Raw genomic sequence first — 12,801 nt, 5'->3', positions numbered from 1 at the left:
CCTCGCCGATCTCCTGTGCGACGGCGACGTCGCGGGCACCGCTCCCGGCGACGGACCGGCGGAGTCGACGTTCGTGCCGGGAGTGCGCGCCGAGGTGCGCCTGACCCTCGCCGCGAGCACGGCCGCGGGTCTCGACGATGCGCCCGCGGTGCTCGACGGCTACGGCCTCGTCCCCGCGGGCGTGGCTCGCGAGCTGGCCGGGGTGGCCGCGTCGTTCACGCGGGTCCTCACGGATCCTCGGACGGGCGTCGCGGTGTCGGTCGGGCGCACGCACCGGGTGCCGCCGCCGCAGATGCGCCTCGCGCTGCAGCTGCGCGATCAGACCTGCCGCTTCCCCGGCTGCACCCGTACCGCGGCCCGGACGGAGGCGGACCACACGATCGAGTGGCGCCACGGAGGCGAGACCGCGCTCGAGAACCTCGCGTCGCTGTGCGTCGCCCACCATCACGTCCGCCACGGCGACCGCTGGACCTACGTCCTCCACCCCGACGGCACCGCCGACTGGACCACCCCCACCGGCCGCCGCATCACCACGAGACCACCCGCACTCCTGCCGAGCGACGCGGCCCCGCCCGCGAGCCCGCGCTTCACCGACCCGCCCCCGTTCTGACCGCAGCCGCCCGAGTCCGCACCGACGACCCTCGAGACGGCCACGGCGCTCCCTCCTCGACCGGCGCGCACGCCGACGGGCCCCTCCGTCGACGCCCGGAGCTTCCTGCCGGCCGAGCAGCCGCTCCTCGGCGTCCCCGCTGCTCGAGCAGCCGCTGCTCGGCGTCCCCGCTGCTTCCTGCTGGTCGAGTGGCCGCGCGTCGGTCCTGTTGCTGCTCGAGGAGCAGGGCGTCGCTGCACTTGCTGGTCGCGCAGTCGCGCAGCGGCGTATCGAGACCACCGTCCACCCACCCCTCCTCCGCCCGACCCTGCCCGCTATCCGTCGTATGTCGATCATGTTTCGGCCGAGGACACGCGCCTGAAACACGACTCACCTAGGTTCCTGAAAGGGTTCACACGCCATTCCGAGGTCGACGACGTCGAACGGGTGAGCGAGAGCCCCTGCACCTCTCCGCGCCACCTCACCTACCCACTCCGACACGGGAAGAACTCCGCTTGAGAACACGTACCGCCCTCGTCTCCGGTTGCGCCGCGCTCGCGCTCGCCACCGGTGGACTCCTGGTCGCGCCCGCCGCGACGGCCACCACCCTGCCCGGCAGCACCACGACCACGACCGCTTCCGACTACAGCCGCGTGGACCTCGTCCGCCCCGCCGCCGCTCCCGCCTCGCTCGTCGAGCCCGAGTCGTACCCGGTGCGCACCCCGCTGACGGAGGTGCCGGTCGATCCGACCGACGCCTCGCTGGTCCGCGGAGTCACGCCCTACGACGCCATCGCGCCGATGCTGAACGACCTCGCCGAGAGCTCCGACCGCGTCTCGACCCAGGTCGTCGGGCAGTCCGCCCTCGGGCGCGACATCTACCTCGTGACCCTGACCGCTCCCGAGACCGCGGCCGAGACCGCGCAGCAGGAGCAGTGGCGCGATCGGCTCAAGTACGACCCCGCGAGCGCGAAGGCCGACGCCGAGCTGATGGCCGGCTACAAGGTGCCGACCTGGTTCAACGGCAACATCCACGGCAACGAGTGGGAGGGCACCGACGCGATCCTGAACTACATCGAGCGCCTCGCCACCGCCGAGGACGCCGAGACCGAGGAGCTCCTCGCCGGCAACCGCCTCTACTTCACGGTCACGAACAACCCCGACGGACGTGCGCTCGGCCAGCGGGCCGTGGCCACCGGCTACGACCCGAACCGCGACATGATCACCGGCGCGACGAACGAGTCGGCCGTCATCCGCGACCTCTCGAGCGTGCTGCAGCCCACGTACTTCATCGACATCCACGGCTACACCGACGTCCTGCAGGTCGAGCCCTGCGGCCCGCCCCACGGCGAGAACTACGAGTACGACCTCTTCCTGCCGCACGCCTACGCCACCGCGCTCGAGATCGAGCGCCGAGTCGTCGAGGCGGACGTGCCCGGCAACACCTACCTCGCGGCCGACGGCAGCGCGACGGAGGAGAACACCGGCAAGATCAAGATCCCCTACCGCGACATCCGTGCGGGCTGGGACGACTGGCCCCCGATCTTCGCCCCGCAGTACGTCGCCTTCCAGGGTGCGATCACGAACACGGTCGAGCTGCCCCTCGGGCGCACCGACGACGTGGCGCAGCACCAGGCCAACGCGGACATCGACATCGAGGTCGCCGACATCGTCATGGACGCGACGGTCGACTACATCGAGGCGAACCGAGACGCGCTGCTGACCAACCAGGTCGCGATCTTCGAGCGGGGCGTCACCGGCGCCCCCGCCGTCGAGATCCCCGCCGACGTCGCCCCGTCCGATCTCCCGGCCGGCACGCCGACCGAGTGGACCGAGATCTGGGACGAGACCGACGTCTACACGACCGAGTACCCGCGTGCCTACGCGATCCCGGTCGACGGCACCCAGCGCTCGACGTCCGACGCCGAGACCCTCGTCGCGCAGCTCCTCGCGCACGGAGTCGAGGTCGGGCGGACCACGTCCGAGATGACCGTCGAGGGCCGCACCTATGCGGCGGGCACCTACCTCGTCGACATGCACCAGAGCGTCCGCGGCCTCGCCAACGTCCTGCTCGCCGACGGCACCGACATCTCGAGCCGCGTGCCCGAGATGTACGACGTCTCGGCCTGGAGTCTCGCGCTGCTGTGGGGCGCCGACGTCGAGGCGCTCGGATCGACGACGGACGTCCTGCCGGACGTCCCCCTCGAGCCCGTCACCGAGGTCCTTCCCTCGGGCACCGTCCCGAGCGGCGCCGACTACCTCGCCTTCGAGCCGCGCGGCGTCCTGGAGTACCAGGCCGTGAACGCGCTGCTGGCCGACGGCATCGCGCTCGAGCAGTTCGAGGACGGCACGATCGCCCTCCGCGCCGACGACGCCGGCCTCGAGGCCGCGACGGAGGCGGCGTCGGTCTTCGGCGTCGACTTCGCCGAGACCACCGCCCAGCGGATCGGCGACGAGGAGGGCACCGCGCTCGCCTCCGTCCGCATCGCCTACTCCGGATCGCACGAGGACCGCGACGCCCTGGCCAAGCTCGGCTTCGCCGACGCGGTCGCCGTGGATGCCGAGACGCTGACCACGGGGGAGGCGACCCTCGCCGACGCCGACGTGCTGCTGCTCGGTCGCGCGCTGTCCTTCACTCCGGAGCAGGCCGCCGGCCGCACCGCGGTCGAGGAGTTCCTGGCAGGCGGCGGCGACGTCGTGGGCCGCGGAGCCGCGGGAGCGTCGTTCGCGACCGACTTCGGACTCGCGCAGCTCACCGCCACCACCGCCACCGGCGGCTCGAACGGTATCGTGTCGGTCGAGACCCCCGAGGGCGGCGTCCTCGGGGACTACCCGCAGGACACGGCGTTCGTCTCGCCCGCGATGTGGTTCTCGGACCTCGACGCGAGCGTCGCCATCGAGCAGACCTACGGCGGCTTCGTGGCCGGTCACTGGACCGACAGCGAGGGCGCGTCGCGCACCGACGCGGCCGGGCAGGCGTCCGCCGTCTCGTTCGCGACGGAGTCGGGCACCGAGGCGTTCCTCTTCGGCACCTCGCCGGTCTTCCGCAACCACCCGGTCGGCGCGTTCAGCGACGTGGCGCGGGCCCTGCTCTCCGTCGTGCCGGAGGGCGCGGCGGTCGAGCTGCCCGCGACGCCGGAGCCGACGGCGACGCCGGAGCCGACTGCGACGCCGGAGCCGACTGCGACGCCGGAGCCGACCGCGACGCCTGAGCCGACCGCGACGCCTCAGCCGACGGTCGAGCCGACCGCGACGCCTGAGCCCACCGCCACGGCGGGGCCCACCGCCACGGCTGCTCCGTCCGCCACCGCGGCGCCCCTCCCGACGACCGGATCAGGCGGACTCGCCTCGACCGGTGTCGAGACCGGGCCGTGGCTGCTGCTGTCGGGAGGTGCGCTCGTCCTCGGACTCGGCGCCCTGCTGATCGCGCGCAGCCGCCGCGAGAGCACCGCGAGCACCGAGAGCACCGCGAGCTAGCATCGGCGCACAGGAGGGGGCCGGCGAGCACGACTCGTCGGCCCCCTCCCACGCGCCCACTGCACCCCGATCCCGCCGTCTCCCCGATCCCGCTGTCCCCAGGAGGACCGATGCCGTCCCGCTCCACCCGCACCACCGGGATCGTCCTCGCGATCGTCGGCCTCGTGGCCGTCGTCGTCGCGATCGTCCTCCTCGTCCGTCCGGGCGGGGGAGCGGTGGCGCCCGGAGCGACCACCGGCGCGAGCCCCACCGCGAGCGGGTCCCAGCCCGCGGTGCAGAGCGGCCAGGCGTCCGCCGGACCCGCCCCGAGCGGGGATGCTCCCGCCGACCCCTCCGCCGGACCCTCAGCTGCTCCGGCCCCCGACGCCTCCGCGCCCGCCGACTCCGCGCCCGCCGACTCCGCGCCCGGTGCCCCCGCCGCACCCGCTGCGGCGCCCGCGGTCGACGCCTTCTCGGCGTCGCCCTCGACCGTGTCGTGCGTCGGCGATCGCACGGCCGTCCGCCCCGTCTCGCTCTCGTGGTCGACCAGCGGAGGCGCGACCGCCCGCCTCGCGACCGGCACGACCGACGCCCGTGCGGGCGACCCGGTCGAGCTCTCCGCATCCGGCTACGGGCTGAGCGTGGCCTGCCGCGACTCCGAGACCCTCGTCGCCCTCACCGTCGAGGGAGCCGACGGCTCCACCGCCCAGCGCACCCTCGTCATCACCGCCGAGGACTGAGCACCCGCTCGACGCGCCCCGCACGGCAGAATGGAGCGCGATGACCTCCACACCGCCTCCGCTCGGCCTCCTCCTCGACGTCGACGGCCCCATCGCCAGCCCGATCAGCCGCACGATCGCGATCCCCGCGATCGCCGACGACCTCGTGCGCCTGGCGAACGCGGGCATCCCGATCGTCTTCAACACCGGCCGCTCCGACGCGTTCCTGCGCGAACGGGTGCTGCCGTCGCTGCTCGAGCGAGGGGTCTCTCCCGAGGCGCGCATCGTCTGCGTGTGCGAGAAGGGCGCCGTGTGGTTCACGGTCGACTACCGCGGCACGTCCGAGCCGATCGTGGACGAGTCCCTCGCGATCCCCGAGCCGGTCGCCCGCGACCTCGAGCGCATGATCCGCTCCGACTACGACGACCTCGTGTTCTTCGACGAGACCAAGCGCGCCATGGTCTCGGCCGAGCAGCTCGTCGACCTGCCCAGCGACGAGTACCTCGCGCGCCAGCTCGTCTTCGACGCCGACGCCCTGCAGATCATGACGGCGGCCGGCCTCGGGGTCGAGCGCCGCGGCATCCGGTACCCGAACGACTCCGGAGCGGTCGACTACCGCATCGACCCCACGGTCATCTCGACCGACATCGAGTCGAACCGCCTCGGCAAGGACCTCGGCGCGCAGCGCGCGGTCGAGCTGCTCGGCGCGACCGGTCCGATCCCGCAGCGCTGGCGCACCGTCGGCGACTCGCGCAGCGACTACGCCATGGCCGACTGGCTGTTCGAGCACGCGTACGACGTGGCCCACGTCGACGTCCGCCCCGCCGAGGGCGTGCCCGAGAAGCCCTACCCGGTCCTGGTGGTCGACGACCTGGTGAACGATGCGGCGGGCGCGGCGATCCTGCGCCGCTGGACCGAGCTCGTCGACGACGAGACGACTCCCGAGGCCGGCGACGGCGTCTCGCTGTACACCCGCGACTGATCCGCCACCCCTCGTCCGCGCGGATCGCGGCCGCTAGCGTTCGAGGCATGAGAATCGCAGTCACCGGTGGATCCGGCAAACTCGGCCGCAGCGTCGTCGCCCGCCTCCGCGCATCCGGCCACGACGTCTACAACCTCGACCGCGCGGGCGAGCGCGGCGCCGGCTTCGTCCGCATCGACATCGCCGACTACGGGCAGGTCGTCGACGCGCTCCAGGCCGTCGGCGACCAGTACGAGGGCATCGACGCGCTCGTGCACCTCGCCGCGATCCCCGCGCCCGGCATCGTCCCCGACATCGCCACCTTCCAGAACAACATGCTCTCGACGTTCAACGCGTTCCACGCGGCGATCCGCTCGGGCATCCGGAACATCGTCTACGCGTCCAGCGAGACCGTCCTCGGCCTGCCGTTCGACGTGCCGCCGCCCTACATCCCGGTCGACGAGAAGTATCCCGCCCGCCCGGAGTCGGTCTACTCGCTCACCAAGCACCTCGAGGAGCAGCTCGCCATCGAGCTCTGCCGCTGGCACCCCGACCTCAAGATCTTCGGCCTGCGCTTCTCGAACGTGATGGACGAGGCCGACTACGCGGAGTTCCCCTCGTTCGACTCCGACGCGCTGCTGCGCAAGTGGAACCTCTGGGGCTACATCGACGGCCGCGACGGCGCTCAGGCCGTCGAGAAGGCGCTCGAGCACGAGGGGACCGGCTTCGACCGCTTCATCATCGCGGCGGCCGACACCGTCATGTCGCGCTCCAACGACGAGCTGGTGGCTGAGGTGTTCCCGGGCGTCGAGGTCCGCGGCGAGGTCGGAGCGAACGGCACGCTGCTCTCGATCGACCACGCCCGCGAGGTGCTCGGCTACGCCCCCGAGCACTCGTGGCGCGACTCTCAGCAGGGCTGAACGGGCGACTCCGCCCGCAGCACCCCGCAGATCAGCACCCTGCACGAACGCGACCGGCCCGCCGGGATCCGAGGATCCGGCGGGCCGGTCGCCTTTTTGCGGTGCGGCTAGCGCTGCATCAGCTGGGGATGTAGTTGAACGTGTCGGGGTCCGGTCCGGTGCGGTGGCCGCGGTCCAGTGCCGTGATGTCGGTCATCGACTCGGCGTCGAGCTCGAAGTCGAAGAGCGCGAAGTTCTCCTCGACGCGGGCGCGCGTGACCGACTTCGGGAAGACGATGTCGCCGCGCTGGATGTGCCAGCGGAGCACGACCTGCGCCGGGCTGCGGTCGACGTTGCGCGCGATGCGGGTGATCGTGTCGTCCTCGAGCACGAGGCCCTGGGCGATGGGCGACCACGCCTCGGTGGCGATGCCGTGCTCGACGCCGTACGCGCGGAGCTCGTCCTGCACGAGGTAGGGGTGCACCTCGATCTGGTTCACCGCGGGCACGATGGTGGCCTCGGCGCGCAGGCGGTTCAGGTGATTCGTCTGGAAGTTGGAGACGCCGATCGCCTTCGCCTTGCCGCTGCGGTAGATCTCCTCCATCGCCTTCCAGGTCTCGAGGTAGTCGCCCACGTTCGGCAGCGGCCAGTGGATGAGGAACAGGTCGACGTAGTCGAACTGCAGCTCGCCGAGCGTCTGGTCGATCGCGGCGAGGGCGTCCTCGCGGGCGTGGAAGCCGTTGTTGAGCTTCGAGGTCACGAAGACCTCCGAGCGGTCGAGGCCGGAGGCGCGCACGGCCTCGCCGACGCCCGCCTCGTTGCCGTACATCTCGGCCGTGTCGATGTGGCGGTAGCCGACCTCGAGCGCGGCGAGGGTGGCGTCCTTCGTCTCCGCGGGGTCGATCTGGAACACGCCGAAGCCCAGCTGCGGGATCTCCACTCCGTTGTTGAGGGTGATCGTGGGGACCGTGGTGGCGTCCGTGCTCATACTGAGTCTCGTCCTTTCATCGGGGAGGCCGCGCGCTCGACGCCCGCGGCCAGAACTCCAGTCCACGCCCCGAGGCCTGTCAGCTGCAACCCCTTGAACACTCAGGGAGCGTCGAGCCGAGAGGCCGACCGCAGACTACTCGTCCGCCCGGTAGACCTTCCGGAACGCGTCCTTGCGCGCGATCTTCCCCCCGCGGAACTCGTAGATGTCGCAGCCGCGCGTGACCTGGGGCTCCCCGTCGGGGCCGGTCCCGGTGAAGGACCACGTCGCCGCACCGCGGGTCCCGGCGATGAGGGGATGCGCGTCCTCGTGCCGCTCCTGACCGGTGTCGAAGGCGAGCATGAGTGCGAAGCCCTCCCTGACCTGCTCCTTCCCCGACCAGGTCCGGCCGGGCTCGGGGCCGACGGACGCGCCGTAGACGCAGTCGTCGGTGACGTGGCTCATCAGCGCTTCGAGGTCGTGGCGGGTCCAGGCGTCGCTGAACGCGGCGAGGATCTCGGGCGTCATCTCACTCGTGCTGTCGTCGGTCGAGAGGGGATCGTTCATGAGCGGACTCCGGTCCTTCGAGTCGGTGGACCGTCGTCGGTCGCTCTGCGACCGTGACAGGTGCCGGGCCGCGGGGGCAACGCCCTCTAGCGGCCATGTCCGGTAGCGGACGACACCGGCTCGCGGGGCGAGAGGCGACGTGCGGAGCGGTCGGCGAGCATCCCGCCGAGCAGCGCGGCGATCGCGAGGACGAGCAGGAGGGGGACGTGCCCGGTCCACGGGACCAGCGCCGCGATGATCAGCGGGAAGAAGAAGCCGAGGTAGGTGAGCGTGTAGAACGTCGCCGTGAGTCGCGCGAGGTCGTCGGGAGCCGCCATCGTCTGCACGGCCTTGAGCCCCGAGAGCAGGCAGATGCCGTAGCCGGCCCCGAGGAACGGGGCGGCGAGGAGCACCGGCCACGCTGAGCCCGAGAGAGCGGCCGGCGCGAGCAGGAGCGCCCCCGCCGCGAAGCAGATCGTGCCGACCGGCCCGTTCCGTCCCCGCAGCGCCCGGTCGATGCGGGCCGAGAGCAGCTGCACCGACGTCCCGACTCCCAGGGTGATCAGCATGACGAGGGTCGCGAACGCGACGCCGAGTGAGCCGAGCCCGCCGGTCACGAGACTCGGCCCGACGGCGAACGAGAGCCCGCAGCTGCCGAAGACGAACGGAGCGATCGGAGCGACGGTGCCGCGGAACCGGCTGCGGTAGCAGGCCGGGACGCGCAGGTCGCCCAGGAGCGAGCGCCGGTGCGGGCTCGACGTGCGCGTCTCGGGCGCGCGGAGGACGGCGAGCAGGGTGAGCGCCGTCACACCGGCGTGGACGAGGTAGGGCAGGACGGTGGGGTTCGGCGCCCACTGGGCGAGCACCCCGCTGATCGCAGCCCCTCCACCGAAGCCGATCGAGAGCGAGACGCCGCTGCGGCGCGCTCCGGTGCCCGTCGCCGCGGACAGCTCCTTCACCCAGCTGCTGCCGACGACGGCCGCGACCGCCACGCTGACCCCGGCGAGCAGGCGCGCGACGCAGAGTCCCGGGAGGTTCGTGCCCGCGAGCGCGAACACGACGCTCGCGACGGCGCCCAGCGCCACTCCGGCCAGCATGATCCTCCGCCGGCCGAAGCGGTCCGACCACGCCCCGGCGAGCGCGAAGCCCGGAACGATGCCGATCACGTACACGGCGAGCAGCAGCGTGACCTCGGTCTGCTCGAAGCCGGCGACCTGCCGGTACATCACCATCAGCGGGATGAACTGGTTGCCGCCCCAGCCCAGTGCCGCCATCGCGACGGCGACGAGCAGCCACGACGACCCGGACACGGGCCGGGCGGGCGGTCGGGCTGGTGGCCGCATGGCGTCCTTCGATCGGCGGCCCGTCCGCCCGTCTCGAGGGAGGTGCCGATCTCCGAGTCTCCGGAGGTCGCGGCGCCGGGCACAAGCGCCGCAACCGGACATGTCCGGAAGCGGACGCGGATCGGGGACCGGCGGCCCGGCTCAGGCCGCGCTGTCCAGCCTGAGCATCGCCTCGCGCGCGAACTCCGTCGCGCGGCCGCGCCACACGCGCTCGAGCGTCAGCACGTCGTCGCCGGCCGAGCGGGAGGCGGGCAGCTGCGCGGCGGCCGCGTCGAGCACCGCGGCTCGCAGCTCGGTGTTGATGTTGATCTTGCCGAGTCCCGCGCCGATCGCGCGGCGCAGGTCGGCCTCCGGGATCCCGGAGGCTCCGTGCAGGCTCAGCGGCACCCTGCTCGCTGCGCGGATCGCGTCGATGAGCGGCCAGTCGAGCTCGGGCTCCGCGGCGTACGTGCCGTGCACGTTGCCCACCGAGGTCGCCAGCACGTGGGCGCCCGACGCCGCCAGGAACGGCGCGACCAGGGCCGCGTCCGTGCGGGCGGAGGGCAGCGAGGCGAGCGCGCGGTCCTCGTCGCCGGCGAGGGCGCCCAGCTCGGCCTCGACGACGGCTCCGGAGCGGCGCACCGCCTCGGCCGTCAACGCCGCGTTCTCCTCGAACCCCAGGGCGCTGCCGTCGGCGAGCACGGCGTCCGCTCCCGCCTCGACCGAGCGGAGGATCAGAGCCAGGTCGGTCGCGTGGTCCAGCTGCACCGAGACGGGCACCGAGGCGCCGTCCGCGAGAGAGCGCAGCGCAGCGAGGAACCGCGGTCCGTGCCGGTCGGTCGCCGTCTTCGGGGTGACCAGGAGGATCACCCCGCGGCCCAGCTCCTCCGCCGCGTCCACGACCGCGAGGGCCGTCGAGAAGTCGTAGCAGGTGAGCGCGCCGACCGCCCCGCCCGCGGCCTGACGCTCGCGGATCAGGTCGTCCATCCGGACCCTCACGCGAGGCCTCCGGCGACGAGCCAGACGACGTACGTCAGTGCGAAGCCGACGACGCCGAGGATCGTGGTGAGCACGGTCCAGGTGCGGAGGCCGTCGGCGACGCTCAGGCCGAGGTAGCGCGTCACGACCCAGAAGCCGGCGTCGGTGACGTGCGAGAGGCCGAGCGAGCCGAAGCCCACCGCGACGGTGATGATCGCGATCTGCAGCGCGGTGTAGCCGCCGTCGGCGACGCCGGTCGCCAGCAGGCCGCCGGTCGTCACGATGGCGACGGTGGCCGAGCCCTGCGCCGCGCGCAGCACGAGCGAGACCACGAAGCCGAGCACGATCAGGGGCACGCCGAGGGTGTCGAGCGTGCTCGCGAGGGCTCCGCCGATGCCGCTGGCCTGCAGCACTGCTCCGAACACGCCGCCGCCGGCGACGACGAGCAGGATCGAGGCGATCGGAGGCAGCGCGCTCTCGAAGATCTCGTTGGTCTGCGTGAGCGACCAGCCGCGCTTCACCGGCAGGGCGAAGAACGCGATGCCGACCGCGACGAGCAGCGCGAGCACCGGAGTGCCGACGAAGACGCTGAGGCCGTGCGCGAAGGTGCCCTCGGGTAGGATCAGGGCGCCGACGGTGCCGACGAGGATCTGCACGATGGGGATCGCGACGAGCAGGATGATCAGTCCGGCGCGCGGCGGGGCGAGCTCGGTGCCGTCGCGGCCGACGGTGCGGACCGCGGAGGTGACTCCGCCGACCTCGGCGAGCTGCGCGGCGACGGCCGGCGCGAGCTCGTAGTCGCGGCGGTTCATGATCGCCGACACGGCGTAGGAGAGGACTCCGAGCACCGCGCAGATGGGCAGCGCGATCAGCGCGATGAGGCCGACGTCGGCGCCGAAGACGCCCGCTCCGGCGACGATGCCGGGGTGCGGCGGCACGGCGACGTGCACCGCGAGCATGAGGCCCACCATCGGCAGGCCGAACTTCACCGGGCTGAGCCCGGCGACCTTGCTGAACGCGTAGATGATCGGCACGAGCACGATCACGCCGACCTCGAAGAAGACGGGGATCGCGACGAGGAACGCCACGATGGTCAACGCCACGGCCACCCGCTCGGGCCCGAGCACGCGGGTGAAGTGGTCGGCGAGGCTCTGCACGCCGCCGGACACCTCGATCAGGCGTCCGAGGATCGCGCCGAGCGCGATGATCAGCGCGACCTTGCCCATGGTGCTGCCCACGCCGTTGGCGACGAGCACGAAGATGTCCTCGAGCGGGATCCGCGCCGAGACGGCGACGAGCACGCTGACCAGCAGCAGGGCCACGAAGGCGTGGATCTTGAAGCGGATGATGAGCACGAGCAGCAGGGCGATGCCGGTTGCCGCGATCCCCAGCAGAACAGGGGTGTCGAGGGTGACCGCCGGGGCGATCGGTGCGTCCGCGGCGCTGCGGAGCGCGGTGGCGAGGCTCATCGGGCGTCCTTCGGGGCCAGGTGCTGCGGCGCGATGACCCTGATCACGGCGGAGTCGTCGGCCGCGGCGAGTCCCTGAGCGGCACCCAGCAGGTACAGCTGCTCGGCGGCGGCGGCGATCGGAGTGGCGAGCCCGGACGTGCGCGCGGCCGTCGTCACGATGCCCATGTCCTTCACGAAGATGTCGAGGCGGCTGAGCACCTCGGCGCCCTCCTCGTCGTAGGCCTGCAGCATCCGCGGTCCGCGGTTGCCGAGCATGAACGAGCCGGCGGCTCCGGCCGAGAGCGTCTCGAGGGTCGCGGCGACGTCGAGCCCGAGCGCCTCGGCCAGGGCCAGCGCCTCCGCACCCGCGGCGATGTGCACGCCGCAGAGCAGCTGGTTGACGGTCTTGAACGCCTGGCCGTCGCCGGCGCGGTCGCCGATGATGCTCAGCGTCGACGCGAGCAGCTCGAGCACCGGCTGCGCCTTCGCGCGGGCCTCGGGAGCCGCTCCGACGACGATCAGCAGGTCGCCCGCTCCGGCGCGGACGGGTCCCCCGCTGAGCGGGGCGTCGACCAGGTGCACGCCGAGCGCGTCGAGCTCCGCGGCCACCGAGACGACGTCGTCGATGCCGACGGTGCTGGTCATGATGACGACGGCGCCGGGCTCGAGCGTCGAGGCGACGCCGTTCTCACCGAAGAGCACGTCGCGCAGCTGGGCGCCGTTGCGCACCGCCAGCAGCACGGCGTCCACGCCGGCCACCGCGCTGCGCGCGGAGTCGAAAGGGGTGATGCCGGCGTCGGCGGCCAGCGCGAGGCGGGGCTCGGCGATGTCGAAGCCGTGCACGGTGAGCTCGGTGGCGAGTCGGGTGGCCATGGGCAGGCCCATGGCGCCGAGGCCGAGGACGGCGACGCGGTA

General features: G+C 72.6%; 11 protein-coding genes. 5 read left to right on the top strand and 6 right to left on the bottom strand.

What is annotated here, in order from left to right; genetic code table 11:
* The 5 genes from IOC53_RS17805 to IOC53_RS17785 all read left to right on the top strand — a co-directional run.
* The coding region (locus tag IOC53_RS17805) for an HNH endonuclease signature motif containing protein (RefSeq protein WP_207407843.1) at nucleotides 1–610 on the top strand (610 nt) is incomplete at its 5' end.
* Between the two features lie 494 nt (nucleotides 611–1,104).
* Entirely contained in the window at nucleotides 1,105–4,065 is a 2,961-nt protein-coding gene (locus IOC53_RS17800) for a M14 family zinc carboxypeptidase (RefSeq protein ID WP_207407842.1), read from the top strand.
* Between the two features lie 110 nt (nucleotides 4,066–4,175).
* Nucleotides 4,176–4,784, top strand: a complete 609-nt coding sequence (locus IOC53_RS17795) for a hypothetical protein (RefSeq protein WP_207407841.1) — start codon at nucleotides 4,176–4,178, stop codon at nucleotides 4,782–4,784.
* Between the two features lie 40 nt (nucleotides 4,785–4,824).
* Entirely contained in the window at nucleotides 4,825–5,745 is a 921-nt protein-coding gene (locus IOC53_RS17790) for a hypothetical protein (protein WP_207407840.1), read from the top strand.
* A gap of 47 nt (nucleotides 5,746–5,792) precedes the next feature.
* The gene (locus IOC53_RS17785; RefSeq protein ID WP_207407839.1) at nucleotides 5,793–6,644 is read left to right on the top strand and encodes an NAD(P)-dependent oxidoreductase; all 852 of its coding nucleotides are present in this window, start codon (nucleotides 5,793–5,795) and stop codon (nucleotides 6,642–6,644) included.
* 118 nt (nucleotides 6,645–6,762) lie between these two features.
* Here IOC53_RS17785 and IOC53_RS17780 read toward each other — a convergent pair whose 3' ends face one another.
* The 6 genes from IOC53_RS17780 to IOC53_RS17755 all read right to left on the bottom strand — a co-directional run.
* A complete protein-coding gene (locus IOC53_RS17780; RefSeq protein ID WP_207407838.1) occupies nucleotides 6,763–7,611 on the bottom strand; it encodes an aldo/keto reductase in 849 nt (282 codons plus the stop codon).
* A gap of 135 nt (nucleotides 7,612–7,746) precedes the next feature.
* Nucleotides 7,747–8,157, bottom strand: a complete 411-nt coding sequence (locus IOC53_RS17775) for a nuclear transport factor 2 family protein (RefSeq protein ID WP_207407837.1) — start codon at nucleotides 8,155–8,157, stop codon at nucleotides 7,747–7,749.
* Nucleotides 8,158–8,243: 86 nt separating this feature from the next.
* The gene (locus IOC53_RS17770; protein ID WP_207407836.1) at nucleotides 8,244–9,479 is read right to left on the bottom strand and encodes an MFS transporter; all 1,236 of its coding nucleotides are present in this window, start codon (nucleotides 9,477–9,479) and stop codon (nucleotides 8,244–8,246) included.
* A gap of 141 nt (nucleotides 9,480–9,620) precedes the next feature.
* On the bottom strand, nucleotides 9,621–10,445 hold the full coding sequence (locus IOC53_RS17765; RefSeq protein ID WP_207407834.1) for a class II fructose-bisphosphate aldolase: 825 nt from the start codon (nucleotides 10,443–10,445) through the stop codon (nucleotides 9,621–9,623).
* 8 nt (nucleotides 10,446–10,453) lie between these two features.
* Nucleotides 10,454–11,905: a GntP family transporter gene (locus IOC53_RS17760; protein ID WP_207407832.1), complete on the bottom strand. Its 1,452-nt coding sequence runs from the start codon at nucleotides 11,903–11,905 to the stop codon at nucleotides 10,454–10,456.
* A partial coding sequence (locus IOC53_RS17755; RefSeq protein WP_207407830.1) for an NAD(P)-dependent oxidoreductase occupies nucleotides 11,902–12,801 on the bottom strand: 900 nt, incomplete at its 5' end. The genes IOC53_RS17760 and IOC53_RS17755, both read right to left, overlap by 4 nt.

This window comes from Rathayibacter sp. SD072 (assembly GCF_017355185.1).
Lineage (GTDB): Bacteria > Actinomycetota > Actinomycetes > Actinomycetales > Microbacteriaceae > Rathayibacter.
The sequence above is the reverse complement of the archived record's forward strand: the minus strand, read 5'-3'. Positions and strand labels throughout refer to the sequence as shown.